13 protein-coding genes and 1 pseudogene are annotated in these 16,572 nt (G+C 52.0%); 7 read left to right on the forward strand and 7 right to left on the reverse strand.

The genetic code is table 11. From position 1 onward, the window contains the following. The 4 genes and pseudogenes from LC084_RS19455 to tamA all read right to left on the reverse strand — a co-directional run. Positions 1-1,319 (reverse strand): annotated as a pseudogene (locus LC084_RS19455) (hypothetical protein); the annotation flags it as partial. Between the two features lie 460 nt (positions 1,320-1,779). Further along, positions 1,780-2,127 carry a gamma-glutamylcyclotransferase family protein gene (locus LC084_RS19460; protein ID WP_226573063.1) on the reverse strand — a complete coding sequence of 116 codons (348 nt, stop codon included), beginning with the start codon at positions 2,125-2,127 and terminating at the stop codon, positions 1,780-1,782. 2 nt (positions 2,128-2,129) lie between these two features. Beyond that, positions 2,130-5,942, reverse strand: coding sequence for an autotransporter assembly complex protein TamB (tamB, locus tag LC084_RS19465; RefSeq protein ID WP_226573066.1), 3,813 nt, complete (start codon positions 5,940-5,942; stop codon positions 2,130-2,132). After that, a complete protein-coding gene (gene tamA, locus LC084_RS19470) occupies positions 5,939-7,672 on the reverse strand; it encodes an autotransporter assembly complex protein TamA (protein ID WP_226573069.1) in 1,734 nt (577 codons plus the stop codon). The genes tamB and tamA overlap by 4 nt, the downstream gene beginning before the upstream one ends. A gap of 374 nt (positions 7,673-8,046) precedes the next feature. Between tamA and msrA the strand changes: the two genes are divergently transcribed. Beyond that, on the forward strand, positions 8,047-8,688 hold the full coding sequence (msrA, locus tag LC084_RS19475) for a peptide-methionine (S)-S-oxide reductase MsrA (RefSeq protein WP_226573072.1): 642 nt from the start codon (positions 8,047-8,049) through the stop codon (positions 8,686-8,688). A 167-nt stretch (positions 8,689-8,855) separates the two neighbouring features. Beyond that, positions 8,856-10,193 (forward strand): hemolysin family protein, encoded by a 1,338-nt coding sequence (locus tag LC084_RS19480; protein WP_226573075.1) that lies wholly within the window; start codon positions 8,856-8,858, stop codon positions 10,191-10,193. 97 nt (positions 10,194-10,290) lie between these two features. On the opposite strand, the gene LC084_RS19485 is transcribed toward LC084_RS19480, so the two are convergent. Further along, positions 10,291-10,497 carry a DUF1107 domain-containing protein gene (locus tag LC084_RS19485; RefSeq protein ID WP_226573078.1) on the reverse strand — a complete coding sequence of 69 codons (207 nt, stop codon included), beginning with the start codon at positions 10,495-10,497 and terminating at the stop codon, positions 10,291-10,293. 331 nt (positions 10,498-10,828) lie between these two features. Here LC084_RS19485 and LC084_RS19490 point away from each other — a divergent pair, with 331 nt between their 5' ends. Continuing rightward, positions 10,829-11,386, forward strand: coding sequence for a YtfJ family protein (locus LC084_RS19490; protein WP_226573437.1), 558 nt, complete (start codon positions 10,829-10,831; stop codon positions 11,384-11,386). On the opposite strand, the gene cysQ is transcribed toward LC084_RS19490, so the two are convergent. Next, the gene (gene cysQ, locus LC084_RS19495; RefSeq protein ID WP_226573080.1) at positions 11,376-12,116 is read right to left on the reverse strand and encodes a 3'(2'),5'-bisphosphate nucleotidase CysQ; all 741 of its coding nucleotides are present in this window, start codon (positions 12,114-12,116) and stop codon (positions 11,376-11,378) included. The two genes, LC084_RS19490 and cysQ, sit on opposite strands and share 11 nt — an antisense overlap. 192 nt (positions 12,117-12,308) lie before the next feature. Further along, a complete protein-coding gene (locus tag LC084_RS19500) occupies positions 12,309-12,701 on the reverse strand; it encodes a winged helix-turn-helix transcriptional regulator (protein WP_226573083.1) in 393 nt (130 codons plus the stop codon). Between the two features lie 99 nt (positions 12,702-12,800). Between LC084_RS19500 and LC084_RS19505 the strand changes: the two genes are divergently transcribed. The 4 genes from LC084_RS19505 to ytfE all read left to right on the forward strand — a co-directional run bounded on the left by LC084_RS19505 (position 12,801) and on the right by ytfE (position 16,547). Beyond that, positions 12,801-13,649 carry an SDR family oxidoreductase gene (locus LC084_RS19505; protein ID WP_226573086.1) on the forward strand — a complete coding sequence of 283 codons (849 nt, stop codon included), beginning with the start codon at positions 12,801-12,803 and terminating at the stop codon, positions 13,647-13,649. Positions 13,650-13,763: 114 nt separating this feature from the next. Further along, positions 13,764-14,591, forward strand: coding sequence for an AraC family transcriptional regulator (locus tag LC084_RS19510; protein WP_226573089.1), 828 nt, complete (start codon positions 13,764-13,766; stop codon positions 14,589-14,591). A 73-nt stretch (positions 14,592-14,664) separates the two neighbouring features. Beyond that, entirely contained in the window at positions 14,665-15,645 is a 981-nt protein-coding gene (locus LC084_RS19515; RefSeq protein WP_226573092.1) for a DMT family transporter, read from the forward strand. 239 nt (positions 15,646-15,884) lie between these two features. Then, positions 15,885-16,547 (forward strand): iron-sulfur cluster repair protein YtfE, encoded by a 663-nt coding sequence (gene ytfE, locus LC084_RS19520; RefSeq protein ID WP_226573095.1) that lies wholly within the window; start codon positions 15,885-15,887, stop codon positions 16,545-16,547. The last annotated feature ends 25 nt before the right edge of the window (positions 16,548-16,572 follow it).

A 16,572-nucleotide genomic window follows, 5' to 3' on the forward strand; every position in this document is an offset into this window, starting at 1 on the left:
TGCGCACCGGAGCCGGTCACCACCAGCCCGGTGCTGCCGTCACCCTGCACGGTGATATTGCCCTGGTTTTCCAGGGCGGCGTTGTTGCCATCCACCTGCACCCCGGTGGCCCCGCCGGTCACCCACAGGTCACCGCCCAGTTGTACATCGCTGTTGTCCCCGGTAATGGCAATCCCGGTGGAGCCTTCACCGCTGACACTGGTTTCCCCGGTGTTGGTGACACTGGCGTTGTCGCCGCTAATCTGGGTGCCGGTGCCGCCGCCAGTCACGTTGTTGTTACCGTTGTTGCTGACAGTAGCACCGTTGCCGTTCACTTCCAGCCCCACCGAGCCCTCACCGCTGACATCGGAGTCGCCGGTGTTGGTGACACTGGCGTTATCACCGCTAATCTGAGTGCCGGTGCCGCCGCCGATTACCGTGCTGTTGCCTTCGTTGCTTACGCTGGCGTTGTCCCCGGTGACCACCGTGCCCGCCGAACCTTCGCCGCTGACACTGGTTTCCCCGGTGTTGGTGACACTGGCGTTATCGCCGCTGATCTGGGTGCCGGTGCCGCCATCAGTTACCGTGCTGTTGCCTTCGTTGCTCACGGTGGCGTTGTCGCCGTTCACGTTCACCCCGGTGCTGCCACCGCCCACATTATTGTTGCCGTTGTTGGTGACAGTGGCATCGTTGCCGTTCACTTCCAGCCCCACGGACCCTTCACCACTGGCATTGATGTCGCCCTCATTGGTGGTGCTGGTGTTGTTGCCGTCCACCACCGTGCCTTTACCGCCTTCGGTGACGTCCGTGTTGCCTTCCAGGGTGTTGTCGGTGTTGTTACCGGTGACCAGGTTGCCGATTTCCCCGTCTCCGGCGCTGGTGTTGCCTTCCAGGGTGTTTTCCTGGTTATCACCGTCCAGCTGGTTGCCAATTTCCCACTCTTCGTAGTTGTTGCCGTCATCGCCTCCGTCACCACCTTCGTTACGGTCGCCGTCATCGCTGCCACCGCCACCGTTGCCACTGCTGCCGCCCGCCACAATGGCAATGGTGGCAGCCAGGGCGGCGGCACCGCCCCCGGCTAACAGGGTGGTCTGGTCGGTCATCCAGCCGGGCAGTTCACTGCCGGAAGCCTGTGCGGGAGTGTCTTCTTCGGGTAACTGGCACTGTGCCGGCAGGGCGGCCAGGTCTTCCCGGGTGAGCAGGCTCAGGTCTGCCGGGCATTCCACGGCGTCTGCAGGAACTGTGCCTGTAAGGGGTGAAGTTTGTGCCATCGCCTGGCCGTTCAGCGCCAGAGATATGCACACAGAAAGTGCACTCAGTGTTGCGGTTTTGTTTTTCATCAAACTGTCCTTAATTTGTGGGGCCGCGGGCCAAAAACCACAGCCGGGGAGACGCCCCGGCGTCTGATGATAGAAAGCGACCAAAGCACGCAAAAAATTAAGGGGAGAAAGGTAAATAACGATCAATATTGAAAAATTGATCGCCGTAAGTGATCGATCAATTTTAAGAGATTGATCGTTACGGGCGATCAGTACAAAAAAATAAAGAATAATTCCCTTATTTTTCATGGTTATATTGAAAATATATTAATTATTGATACGGGCAGATTAAGAAGTAAAAAGCCACCTGTTGAAGAGGGGGCTTTAAATATTCGTGTTGAAATTAAGCGCGTTGGTGGGTTACCACCACCCGATTGATATGGCCTGGCTGAACATTCAGTGCTAACACCTGGCAATAAAAAAACACCGCCAGGTTTCTGGCGGTGTTTTTGTGGTGAACTTACATAACGGAACTTACGGGTTACTTGAATTGATCTCTGTCCAGCCAGTTACCCGTTGTAATGTAAGTAAGCCCCTCTACAGGGCGCTGGTAGACATACATCCAGGCGGAACCAAACGGCGTTTGAATTAACTGCCGGCTGTATTCCCCCCCTTTGGTACGCAACGCATCGAGTTCAGCCAGAGTGGAGGCATCAATACGGTAAACTTCACCGAAGACACTCCCGTCCCCCGGAACCGCGCCAGGATAATGCCCCACGCTGTATAACTGATAATGTTCTACTGTATGATCGCCCAACCACTGCGCGTTGGTCATCCAGTGACTGTTACCTTGTTTGCGTCGTAAACTGCCGTAAACAAATATTCGCATTGCTAAAACTCAAACTGATAGAGCAAATCGAGCGCCTGATCAACCCCAGACACCGCTTCCAGATACAGCTTAGGCATCAGCCGATAACGCAAGGTGAGCGTTGCCAGTGAGTCAAAGATACCTACACCGTATTTCACTTGCAGACCCGGCAGTACATAACCGCTGACCACCACCTGGGAGGAATCCCCCGCTCCTGTGGTATCCAGCGACAAGTTTTTGACGCCAAATGTCTCTCCGATTTTACCCACAACCTGACCACTTTGTGCAACCCCCATTCCAATTAACATGGAAGTCATTGCTGCACCATCACCTTGTTCACTACTCAAACCCTGCCCACGTAGCAAATAAGACAACGCTTCCTGCTGCGACATAGTAGGGTCAGAGAAGATCTCCGCTTTTGGTTCGTCCGCCATTCCGGTGACACGCACACCAGCAACGACGTCGTCTTCTGTTGCATCGGGGTTACGAATCGCTTCAATATTGAGGGAGGGCTGATCCGGTGGGCCAGAGAACAGCAAGATGCCTTTGCGCACTATCAGATCCTGGCCATAGGCATGAAAGCGCCCTTCCGGAATATTAATCTGGCCGTTCAGGCCCAGGCCTTGTTTGTCCTGAACGACTTTCAAGTCACCATCCAGGCGCGCTTTCAGGCCAAAAGCATCCAGACGCACATTGTTGCCAATGTGAATTTTCAGGTTACTGTTAATCGGAATGGATGCCGTTTTAGGCTCAATAGGCTGCAGGTTGTCATTCAGCATCACTTCATCGTCTGATACACCTACTGCGCTTTCAGGCAAGTCATGCACGACAATACGCGCCCAGGGAACGTCCACGCTACCATTGAGGGTGAATACCGTGGGCGTGGCATCAAATACAATATCTGGCGAGACATCCATTCGCACCATTGGCGGCACAGTAATACGCACCCGGCTGCCTTTGGCGGCGATTTGCGCTTTCCAGTTATCCAACTGCGCCCAATCGGCAAAACCGCTCAGGCTGATTTGCCCTTTTGATGTCCGCACCGTACCTTGCAAAGTGGAGCGCTGGCCGGTAAAGGCCATAGTGACATCACTTGGCTGCATATCGAATGGCATAAAGTTGGCCTGCAACCCTAAATCGCTCATTCGTACCTGGCCGAATAGCTGTGGTTTTTGGGCATCACCGCCCAATGTCAGGCGAGCATTAACCTTGCCATTGGCTTTTTCGCCAGCAGTAAAGATTGGGTTCAGGAAATCCAGGGCGAAGTTGGTCAGGTTGACATTACCGGCCAGTTGCCGCCGCCCCTGAGGGTCTTTTACCTGGAGTTTGCCATCCAGTTGGCCATTGTTGACCAGGCGAACCAGCCAGTCGGCCTGAACCTGGTCGTTGTGCACTGCTGCATTCAGCGTCAGGGCGTCAAACTCTACAGGCAAACTCCCGTTACTCATTGCCTGGTTAACCTTCACCCCTTTACCAGACAGGTGAACGGTCGCCTCCGGTAAGCCTGGCTTACTGCTGTCCCAGGAGACATCGGCGTTGCCACTGAATACACCCGAGGCTTTGGTGCCTTCCGGCAGCAAGTCTTTCAGCATCGCCAGGTCGAAGCGGTTCAGGTTGATACGCGCCCGGCCGCTGGGGCCTGCATCTATTGGTTGCGGCACGCAAAGTTCTGCATTGGGGTTGCGCCAGCAATGCACGCCTATCGCAATGCGTTGTTCTTGATTACGGTAATCCAGTGAAACCGGCTGGGTTAATGACCAGGGGCCAACGGGTGTCTCAAAACGGGTATTGCTCAATGTGCCCTGCCAGCGCTCTTGTTGGCGATCAAAGTGCCCACTCAAGCTTAAATGGCCGGAAACCGGCTCCCCGGCAATTTCCAGCTTCATCTGGTGCTGGTTTTCGTTACCTTCTGCATTTAGCGCGACACGGGAAATGGCCAAACCCGGTTGGGCGATGTTATCCACCAGCACTTTCAGGTGCCCGGCAATTTGCTCACCCGAACTGACATCGCCATCTACATTCACGGAGCTGACAGAAAGCGCCTGCCAGCGCAGGCGATGGGCCTGAATTGAAGCAAATAATTGCGGCGCAGCCATATCGCCACGCACTTTCACTACCCCTTTTGCGGTGCCACCTAAACCGGGTAGTGCATTATCCAGCGCGGGGGCATCAATGTTGGCATCAAGCTTGAGTGTTTTTGCATCCACTTCGCCCTGCACGGCAACGGTATTACGGCCTAAAGCAATGTTCAGTTTCGGGATTAACCACTGCATGTAGCTGTTGCCACGCAAATTCCCTTCAATATTGAGCGGGTTTTGTTTCACGTTCCCTTTCAGGGCGATTTCCGGTACAGAAATTTGCCATGTGCCGCCGTAAAGGCTGCCGCGAGTTTTTACCACACCGTCCACCCGAGAAGGCCATTCAGGGTATTGTTTCGCCGTGTTAATCCCCGCCAGTGTCAGTTCGCTGTGCCAGCTTATCGCTTTGCTCCAGTCAACCACTGCCGTTAAATCGGTATTCCCTTCCAGAGCCGCAATGCGCAGTTTATCCAGCACAAACTGTTGTGTGGTGCCTTTGCCGTTGAGTGTAATCGTGGCCGGGGGAAGCTGGTCACCTTTCACATTGGAGGCAAAATTCAGTTGGTAATCACGCATGCTCCCGGTAAGGGAGAGTTTGAGTGCGGTTGCCTGGTATTGCGCTGCGCCTTCCAGCGGCCAGGCCAGTTGTGGCGATGACACTTGCAGGTTAACCGGCAACCCAGCTTGTGCCAGTTGTGTTTCGCCAGTGACTGCCAGGTTTACCGGGCCAGACAGGTTCAGGCCCAGCCCCAGTTTGCTGCGCAGGCCACCGTTAAGGTTGAGTTTAATTTTCTCGCCTTTCAGTGGTGCCATATTCAGCGAAGCGTTCAGGGTAAGATCAACCGGCCAGTCTGCACTGAGGGTTGCCTGCCCACTGGCATCCACCAAGCCTTCACTGGAATCGACATCCAGAGTATCGAGCTTCAGGTGCCCGTCTGTCCCCGTTACTTTAAGCAGCAGTTTGTTAACCGTGACATCGCTGTCGCCTGTCAGGCGTAACTGTGTGCCCGTAAATTGCGCAATAGTGAGATTAACTGGCAGGGTGACATTGGCCATTTCAGGTAATAGCGGTTTGGAAAATAGTTTTTCCAGTGTTTCACCCAGTGGTGGCTCCTGCGCCTGTTGTGCCTCAGCAGCAGGTTGCTTATCTTTGGTTGCCGCCGCTTGTTTTGCCTCTGCAACCACTTTGGCCGCGCCTTGCGGCGTTTTCGGCAGGGCAATTAACAGGCCATCAAGAGTGGTAGGGGTTATCGTCAGGTTGCGGCCTTCCCAATTGACGCCACTGTGAAATGCCATCAGGGAGACGGCGGTGTCGTCGATACTGACATTGACGTTTTCAATCGCGATACGCGATAACGCGATGGCATAAGGCGTACTTAAATTGAGCGGCCCACTGCTTTCTTCTTCCTGTACCGGTGCAGAAGGTGGCATTTTGCTGGAGTCTATTGCCACATTAATGTCTTTCAGTGCCAGGTCATTCACGCAAAATTTACTGTGCCACAAACACCGCAGGCTGACAGATAAATGCACCCGCCCGGCATTGACGGCAACACCCGGTTGTTCGTAGCGAATCTGGCTGAGTGTAAGATTACGCCAGCCGCCTTCGACATTGCCAATATGCAGCCCTGGCACCCAACGGTTTGCCGCACTGAATAGCACGTGCAACCCCGGAGTTGTTCCTACCAGGAAGCCCACAGCACCAAAAATAAAGACCACCACCAGGAGTACAGCGAGGCTGATTTTTTTCCAACGGCTCATAATTCAGGCCCCAAACCGATATAAAACTGCACACCATGTTCTTCTTTATCGCCTACCGGCATGGCCAGGTCTAACTTAATAGGCCCCACTGGCGATTGCCAGCGCACCCCAAAGCCAGCCCCGGTTTTGAAATCATTCGCGTCAATGGAATTCACTGCTTCTCCGGAATCAACAAATACCGCTCCCCACCACCTGCCGGTCACGTTGTACTGGTATTCGAGCGATCCAGTGACCATTTTTGATGCCCCGGTTAATTTACCGTCGCTGTCTTTTGGGGAAATGGATTTGTACGAGTAACCACGAATACTGCGATCGCCCCCGGCGAAGAAACGCAAATCAGGGGGCACTTTGTCGAAATTCCCGGTTTCAATCCAGCCCACAGTGCCACGCATTACAAAGCGGTTGCGCTCTGCCAGGGTACGAATCCAGGTGTTTTGTGCCTGCATCACCAGGAAATCAACATCTGAACCCCAGGACCTGTTAGAGATATCTACAGAATAGCGTTGTGAATCCCCCCAGACTGGCATCAGCCCGCCACGCGAACGGGTACGGCTGAAACTCACACCGGGGTAAATCAGCATGGTGGTGTTGGTGACACTGGCCTGAGTAAAGTGGTCGAGGCTCCAGCGCAAGTTCAGTGCCCGTTGCCAGCCAGTATTCAGTTCCCAAAAGCGGGATACTGCCAGTGTGGTTGAGTCCGCCTTGGTGTCGTTCAGGTCGGTACGTTTAAAGCCACCCTGCCACAAGTAATACTGTTCAAGCGGGCTTTTCAGCAACGGGACTTTGTAACTGAAATCCAGCGTTTGTTCTGGCTCAGACAGGCTGGTACTGGTGGTCAGGCTGTGCCCATAGCTGTTAACCCAGGGCTTTCGCCATGAGGCTTTGATACGTGGCCCCACATCAGTTGAGAAGCCAATCCCGGTTTCAATTGTGTTTTCTGTACGCGGTGTAACCACGCCCTGAAGCGGCAACACTTTGGTTTTACGGGCTTTATCAAACTCTGGTGCAACAACCACGGAATTAAACCAACCAGTGGCAGAGAGCCTGCGGTTCAGTTCGGCCAGGTCGTTACTGGTGTAGTAATCCCCTTCTTTGAAGGGCACCAGATTTTGTAGGTATTCATTACGAATTTGTGAACCTTCAAAGGTCACCGCGCCAAAGCGGTAACGCTGCCCACTGTCGTAATCGATATCCCAAAAGGCTTCATGCCGGCCCAGGGACACCCCTAACTGGCTCTTTTTAAAATTGCTGTCGAAGTAACCTTTACGCAAGGCCTGCGTTGTCAGGGATTTTTTAAAATTTTCGTAGGTTCCATGGTTCAGAATGGTGCCTTTTGCCGGGCGATTTTTCAGTAATGCGAGGTAATCCGGGTCTTTACTCGCGCCACCGCGCAATATCACTTCTGTACCACCAATTTTTACCGGTTCACCGGGTGATACTTTGGCAATGAGTACCTGGCGCCCGGTTTTTGGTGGTGGCTGCAAATCAAAGTCGATAGTGGGTTCATAGTAGCCCAGTGCTCGCAGGCCTTTACGAATGGCATCATCCACCCGAGCCTCAAAACGGCGGTCTGGCGTAACTTCATCACTTTCAATGGTAGAAAGTTGCGCGCGTACGTTCTTTTGCAATTCTCCTGACAATCCTTCAACTTGCAAACGTACGCTGGCTGCACTGGCCAGGCTGCTGGTAAGTAACAAACTTACGCAACAAATGATTCGGATATGAGGCACTTTTTCTCCTGATCTTCCCTTATTCCCACCCTGGGATAAAAACACGTACCGCTCCGCGGCATAACAAAACCTCAACATTTGAGGTTGAAAAACAGATTCTGGCCCTGATAATTCTATTAGTTAGATTAGCCGTATTTGCTGTAATTCGCCTGATAGCTGTCTCACCTGGATAAGCTGTACAAGCTGAAAACTGGCTGACAGACCGCCAACCAATAACACTGGCACCCAATAATTTTTGCCATGACAGCACGTTATGTTGACGTGATGTAACAAAAATGACCACTTTGAGATGCGAAGTGTATATTGTGTGCAAATACAGCGCCTATGACAACCGCCCAAGGGCAGTCCAGTTTCTGAAAAGTGGAGAGAAAACCATGGTAAATCTGTTTACCAAGTCGACGCCTGTGGCACAGTCGCAAGCATTACCCGGGCGCAAAACCCCTATGCCCGTGGCCCGGTTACATGCTGTTAATGAACATTCGATGACCCATGTTCCGGATGGTATGGAAGTGGCGTTATTCGCCATGGGGTGTTTCTGGGGCGTCGAGCGCCTGTTTTGGCAGCAACCCGGTGTGTACAGCACTGCTGCTGGCTACACCGGTGGTTTTACCCCTAACCCAACTTACCGCGAAGTGTGTACCGGGCAAACCGGCCATGCGGAAGCCGTACGTGTTGTTTATGACCCGGCAGTTATCAGCTATGAACAATTGTTGCAGATATTCTGGGAAAACCACGATCCGGCCCAAGGGATGCGCCAGGGTAACGATATTGGTACCCAGTACCGCTCTGCCATTTACCCACTGACAGAACAGCAGTCTGCCGCAGCGAAAGCCAGCCTGGTGCGTTTCCAGTCGGCCATGCGTGCGCAGGATGATAATCGTGCTGTCACAACAGAAATTGCCACAGCATTGCCGTTTTACTATGCGGAAGATGAACACCAGCAATATTTATATAAAAACCCGGAAGGTTACTGCGGGCTGGGCGGAATTGGGGTTTGCCTGCCACCTCAGCTGTAATCTCATCTTAAAATTGGTTAAATCATCGCCTGCTGGCAGGCCATGCTGCCCTTAGGTTATACTGAATACGAAATTGCCGGCCCAGCGCTTACGGGCCGGTTTTTAGTGTCTGTCACATGGATAATCAACTTTCCCTTCCGAGGATCTGGCGTTACGCCGGATAAGATATGTTAAACAGTATATTAGTCATACTCTGTCTAATCGCCATCAGTTCGTTTTTCTCGTTGTCTGAGATTTCACTGGCGGCTTCCCGCAAAATCAAACTCAAGTTGCTGGCGGATGAAGGCAACGTGAACGCGCAACGCGTTTTGAAAATGCAGGAAAACCCCGGCATGTTCTTTACTGTGGTGCAAATTGGCCTGAACGCAGTGGCTATTTTAGGCGGTATTGTTGGTGATGCGGCATTCTCACCGGCTTTCAGAAGCCTGTTGGACCGTTTTATGGAGCCGGAGTGGTCTGAGCAACTTAGCTTTATTCTTTCTTTCTCTCTGGTTACCGGCATGTTTATTTTGCTGGCAGACCTGACACCGAAACGCATAGGTATGATAGCGCCGGAAGTAGTCGCTCTACGGATAATCAACCCCATGCGCTTCTGCCTGCTGGTTTTCCGCCCGTTAGTGTGGTTCTTCAACGGCATGGCTAACGTAATTTTCCGCCTGTTCAAGCTGCCAATGGTGCGCAAAGACGATATTACACCAGACGATATTTACGCGGTGGTGGAAGCCGGTGCGCTGGCCGGGGTGCTACGTAAACAGGAACATGAGTTAATTGAAAACGTGTTCGAGCTGGAATCCCGCACAGTGCCTTCTTCAATGACTTCACGCGAAAACATTATTTGGTTCGATTTGCATGAAGATGAGCACAGCCTGAAAACCAAAGTAGCAGAACACCCCCACTCCAAGTTTTTGGTGTGCAATGAAGATATCGACCACATTATTGGTTATGTCGATTCTAAAGAGTTGCTTAACCGCGTGCTGGTCAACCAAAGCCTGGTGCTGACGAGCGGTGTTCATATTCGCAATGTGTTGATTGTTCCGGATACGCTGACGTTATCTGAAGCGCTGGAAAGCTTCAAAAGCGCAGGTGAAGACTTCGCGGTGATTATGAATGAATACGCGTTGGTGGTTGGGATTATCACGCTGAATGACGTGATGACCACGCTGATGGGTGACCTGGTGGGCCAGGGTATGGAAGAGCAAATCGTGGCTCGCGATGAAAACTCCTGGCTGGTTGAAGGCGGAACACCTATTGATGACGTGATGCGTGTACTGGATATTGATGAATTTCCCCAGTCAGATAATTATGAAACCATTGGCGGTTTTATGATGTTCATGCTGCGTAAGATCCCGAAACGCACCGATGCAGTTAAATACTCTGGCTACAAGTTTGAAGTGGTAGATATAGATAACTTCCGCATTGACCAGTTACTGGTTACCCGGCTGGACAGCAAGCCTGTTACTTTGGTGCCTAAGCTCCCGGATGCCTCAGACAAAAGTGTTGCCTGATAACCTCACAGCCCCCTGCCCGGTAGGGGGTTCTTATTTCTGACGCCCAAAAACAGAAACGGCCCTTAAGGGCCGTTTTTTGTCTGCGCTACCGGAACTAAGCCATTTCAGCCTGTAAACGTGTTACCTGGCGGTTGACCTCAGACATGATAGTTAAATGTTGCTTATCTTTTACCCTGGGTAGAAGAATGCGACCTTTATCAAATTCAAATGCACCTATGTCCTTGATGTACAACCGTCCACGAAACAGGATTTTTACGTACTTAGCCACCTGAAGTGGATTGTAACGCTGAAAGATTTTCATTTTTTACTTTCTCCTGCAATACCGCTTCCTCCGACAGCCAAATCTGACTCAGTCGTATTAAGGAACGGAATAAATAACGCTGTAAAATATAGCCTAAGGTTAAGAAGAACCCTAGCGTCTATAATTATTTTTACCTTTCTATGACAGTTTTTCAGAGGATTCTTTGCAAACCCCGACACAGCCCAGTATAAGTGTTCAAAATCATGTCAAATTGTGCGCGCGCCCACAAACTGGCATCGCCTTTGCCAATGCGGATCACAAAAAACCGATATGCTTAAAGCTCAGGGCCATCTGGTCCGATCACCTGCAATAAAACAAAAGGATAACGATGATGAGACTGAGCACCCTGCTGGCGTCCGCCCTGCTGCTGCTTCCCCTGGTTACATCGGCTCATAACCTGACGTTAAACCAGCGCGTACCACCAACGGGGGTCAACGATAAAGGGGAATTGTTACTGAAAAATGATCAGTTCAGTTATCAGCCCTGGAATAGTGCGCAATTGAGCGGCAAGGTGCGTGTGATTCAGCATATTGCCGGGCGGACATCGGCAAAAGAGATGAATGACCCGCTGATAGAAGCAATCAAGCAGGCTGGCCTGCCAAAAGACCGTTACCAAACGACCAGTATCGTTAATACTGATGATGCGATTATCGGTACCAGTCTGTTTGTGCGTAACAGCATTGAAGACAGTAAGAAGCAGTTCCCCTGGTCGCAGTTTATTGTCGACAGCGATGGTGTGGTTCGCAAAGCCTGGGGCTTACAACCGAAAAGCTCCGCCATTATTGTGCTGGATAAAACCGGGAATGTGGCGTGGGTAAAAGATGGCGCGCTGACGCCACAAGAAGTGCAGCAAGTGATTAACCTGCTGCACCAATTAGTTAGTAAATAGAGACTCTGAAGCCGGGGTTCAGGAAGGATTCTCGTGGTGTATAATCCAGGGTTTTGCCCTGCCAGTCATGCACTTGAGCCCCGGCAGCAACGGCAACTGCATGGCCTGCACCGGTATCCCACACATTGGTTGGCCCAAAGCGCGGGTAAAGTTGCGCCGCACCTTCAGCTACCAGGCAAAACTTAAGTGAAGAACCAATAGACGTTGTCTGGTGTTCGCCCAATTGTTCCAGGTATTCGGTTAACTCAGCATCGGCATGGGAACGGCTGATGACCACTAATGGCGGATGTGCTTCACGCACCTGAATTTGCTTGCGTATGCCGCACTCTTCTTTCCAGGCTTTCCCATTAGCTGCGCTGTACATGACTTTAAGTACCGGAGCAAAAACCACGCCCAAAACCGGTTTTCCCTGCTCAATTAATGCAATATTCACGGTAAATTCCCCATTGCGCTTGAGGAACTCTTTGGTGCCATCCAGCGGATCCACCAGCCAGTAACGTTGCCAGTGCTGGCGCTCATCCCACGCTGCAGGCGCTTCTTCGGATAACACGGGGATATCAGGGGTCAGTGACTGAAGACCGGCCAGTATCACTTTGTGTGCGGCAATATCTGCCGCAGTCACCGGGGAATTGTCAGCTTTATGGGTTTCCTCTACAGGTTTATCGCCCTGGTAAACCGCCATAATGGCAACACCAGCATCACGCGCCAACTGGCATATCTGTTCTAACATTATCCACCTCATACGCTAAGCGCTAAACAGTTATAGCGCTGTAATACCTTGTTTTTACATGATGTTGTTTATACCGCATTGCGTGTCCACACGCTATGCTCACATTGGCAACTGCCCGTAAACAACAGCCGTATAAAGCTTAAGCCTGGCACAGCCCACAGTGGACGCCCACGCGGGTTTAGTTACCTGAATCTACTGGCGCGCCTGCCGGGAAGAGAGCACATCAGGCAGGTTTTGTTCTATCCAGTCGGCCAGTGCAGACACTTTATCGCTCACTTCTTCCCCCATTGGCGTCAGGCTGTATTCAACATGGGGAGGAATAACAGGTAATGCGCGGCGATGGATAAAGCCATCGCCCTCCAGCCATTGCAGTGTCTGTGCCAACATTTTTTCACTCACACCGCCAATCCGGCGCCGTAAATCGCTGAAACGGTGCGTACCATCTCGTAAGGCAACCAGAATCAACACGCCCCACCGGCTGGTGACATGCTTGAGCACTTCTCGCGAAGGGCATTTTTCCGCAAATAAATTACCTTCGCGTAATTGCTCACTGAGTGTGCCTGTTTTGAGTTTTACATCCGCCATTTAATACTTACCTTTTTGTACGTACTTACTAAAAGTTAGCACGGTTGTTATGCTGTATCAACAGACACCAACATCGTATGAAAAACTAGGAGACTTATCATGATTGCAATTACCGGTGCTACAGGGCAATTAGGCCACGAAGTGATAACCGCGCTGCTGAAAAAACATTCCCCCGAATCACTGGTTGCTATTGTGCGTAACCCAGGCAAAGCGCAAAGCCTTGCGGAAAAAGGGATTCAGGTGCGGGTTGCTGAATACAGTGATAAAGACGCGCTGAGCATTGCATTAGCAGGGGTCGAAAAAGTACTGCTGATTTCCTCCAGTGAAGTGGGCCAGCGTGCCGCACAACATCGCAATGTGATTGATGCGGCCGTACAGGCCGGAGTGGCACTGCTGGCGTACACCAGCTTGTTACATGCAGACAAATCACCATTGCAACTGGCACAAGAACACCGGGAAACCGAGCAGATGCTGGCAGATTCGGGCCTGCCTTATGTTCTGCTGCGCAACGGCTGGTATACCGAAAACTATATGGCAAGTGTGCCTGCGGCACTGGCGCACGGTGTATTTCCGGGGTGTGCCGGGGAAGGCAAAATTGCTTCTGCCAGCCGTAAAGATTATGCCGAAGCGGCAGCCCAGGTTCTGAGCCTGGAAAACCAGGCCGGGAAAGTATACGAGCTGGCTGGTGATGAAGCCTGGACACTGTCTGAACTGGCAAAACTGATTAGTGACACCAGCGGCAAACAGGTGGTGTACCAGAACATGAGCGAAGCAGATTATGCGGCATTGTTGGAAGGTGCTGGCCTGCCGGGACCATTTGCGGCAATTCTGGCCGACTCCGATACCGGTGCCTCGAAAGGCGGTCTGTTTGATGACACCCACCAAATCAGCAAGTTAACGGGTCACCCGACGACATCATTACTGACCAGCTTAAAAAATGCGCTGTAAATGTTAAATTACAGTTATATACTGTGAAAATCACTGCTGCCGCAGGCATCCCCTGCGGCGCAAACATATTGTTACTTAGTGATTGTTTCTCAGCGATATATAACGAGGTTGACTGTGCAGGGCGTACCAGACCATTTTACGGATGAGCGGGACACCGCCCGTTTCCGCCAGTTTCCTGCCCTTCCCGGTGTTGAGTTATATCACGCACACATTTCCCGTTACGCCTTCGAACCCCATACTCACGAAGCCTTTGGAATTGGCACCATTGAAGCCGGAGCTGAACGCTTTCGTTACCGGGGAACACATTATGTTGCCGCAGTAAATTCACTGGTCACGATGAATCCGGACGAGCTGCATACCGGCCAGGCCGAAACCCCCGATGGCTGGCGTTACCGAATGATCTACCTTGAACCGGTACAACTGGCAGAGATTACGGGTATTGAGCAATGGTGGTTTAACGATGTAGAGCGCTGTGACGCACAACGTGCTGCACAAACTGGCAGGCTGATAGGGGCATTATGGTCTGCCGAAACGCCACTCGCACAGCAAGGCCTGTTGCTGGACCTGATTGACACTATCCGGCCATATGCCAGCCACAGTCGTTCGCCGGATTCTGTGAATGCACCGCGTTTTGACCAGGTACGCCACTACCTGCATGATAACTATATGCAGCCCGTCACATTGGGGGAGCTTGCCCAGGTGGCGGCACTCAGCCCTTACCACTTTCTGCGCCAGTTCAAAGCGCAATACCACGTTACACCACACCAAATGTTAATGGCGATTCGCCTGTGGCGCGCCAAGTTGTTTCTGGCGCAAGGTATGCCTGCCGCACAAGTTGCCTTAGCTGTGGGGCTGACTGATCAGTCGCATCTTACGCGGGCATTTAGCCAGCGTTATGGCCTGACTCCCGTGCGTTATCAACGCCAGGTGATAGCCCGCTAAAAGCGCAATTTAATACAATATTTCATGGGGTGCTGTCGGGCAGAGTAACCGCAGACAGAACAAAGGAGAAAGCATGTTTGCGGGCGTACTTTACGCATTGGTTGCCGGGCTGATGTGGGGGCTGATTTTTGTTGGCCCGTTAATTGTGCCGGAATACCCTGCTTCGTTGCAGTCGATGGGCCGTTACCTGGCGTTAGGGCTCATTGCACTTCCCGTTTCCTGGGCGGGACGAAAGCAGTTACGCAAGCTGACCCGGCACGACTGGTGGACTGCGTTGAAACTCACAATGATGGGTAACCTGATTTATTACCTGTGCCTTGCCAGCGCCATTCAGCGCACCGGTGGTCCGGTTTCCACCATGATTATTGGCACACTGCCGGTGGTTATTCCTGTTTTTGCTAACCTGCTGTACAGCAAGCGTGATGGCAAATTACCCTGGCGACGCATGGCTCCTGCGCTGGGATGCACATTAGCAGGGTTAGTTTGTGTCAATATTGCCGAACTTTCGCAAGGGATCCCTCACTTTACGTTCTGGCGCTACCTGTGCGGTATTGTTCTGGCACTGGTTTCGGTGGGTTGCTGGACTTGGTACGCCCTGCGTAATGCCCGGTGGCTGAAAGAGAACCCGACACACCACCCGCTGATGTGGGCTGCTGCGCAGGCGCTGGTGACATTACCTGTATCGCTGGCCGGTTATGTGGCTGTGTGTTGGTGGATCTCAACATCGGTGGCAACTTTTCCACTGCCGTTTGGCCCTCGTCCTGAGGTGTTCATCCTGCTGATGGTGGCCATTGCTGTGTTGTGCTCCTGGGTTGGCGCATTGTGCTGGAACCAGGCCAGCCAGCGGTTACCTACTGTGGTACTGGGGCCTTTGATAGTGTTTGAAACGCTCTCTGGCCTGCTGTACACATTTTTAATGCGTCACAGCATTCCGCCACTGGTTACTCTGAGCGGTATTGCCTTTTTGGTATTGGGTGTAGTGATGGCGGTACGCAGCAGGCCAGCGCCCCCGGTGCAGAAAAATATCGCAATGCCGGTAACGCTTGAGAAATAACTTGGTGCTGCCTCCTGGCGGCACCTTAATGTTCACGCGTTAAAAGGCTTCCCAATTATTTTCTGCAACCGCAGCCGGTTGCGTACCCAGCTTCGGTGCTGCTGCGGCAGCAATCTGGGGTTTTGCCGCTGCTGTCACTGGTTGACCTGCAAATTCCTAAAAACAAAGCCTCACACTGGACACACTTTATAAGATGCATTTAAAATACATCTTATAAAGTAACTGAGTGAGGTGATGTTATGGATTTTCGGGAACAGGCATTAGGCGAACTGGCATTAACCATTCCTCGCGCTTGCGCATTATTCCGCCGTTATGACCTTGATTTTTGTTGTGGTGGCCGCCAAACCCTGCAACGGGCAGCAGAACGCAAGGGGCTGGATTTACAGGCAATAGAGGCTGAATTGGCGGTTCTCTCCACGCAACAGCAAGCGCAAACATGGGTTGGCGAACCCCTTAGTGACATCATCGACCATATTCTGGTGCGCTACCATGACAGGCACCGGGAGCAGTTACCCGAACTGATTTTGCAAGCCGAAAAAGTTGAGCGAGTACATGCCAGCAAACCTTCGGTTCCCAAAGGCCTTACCAAGTACCTGACCATGCTGAACGACGAACTCAGCCAGCATATGCTCAAAGAAGAACGCGTGTTGTTTCCGTTAATCAAACAAAACCGCGGGCCGGAATGTGCCGGCCCAATTAACGTGATGGAGCATGAGCATAGCGAGGCGGGGGAACTGCTGGAGGTTATCAAACATGTTACGAACAATGTGGTTGCGCCTCCGGAAGCCTGTACTACCTGGAGGGCGCTGTATAACGGAATCAATGAACTGATTGATGACCTGATGAATCACATTAGCCTGGAAAACAATAATCTGTTCCCACGCGCGCTGGCGGGCGAGTAATACTCAACGTAGTTTGCCAGCTATG

Origin of the sequence: Mangrovibacter yixingensis (assembly GCF_020523985.1) — a bacterium.
Taxonomy (GTDB): Bacteria; Pseudomonadota; Gammaproteobacteria; order Enterobacterales; family Enterobacteriaceae; genus Mangrovibacter; species Mangrovibacter yixingensis.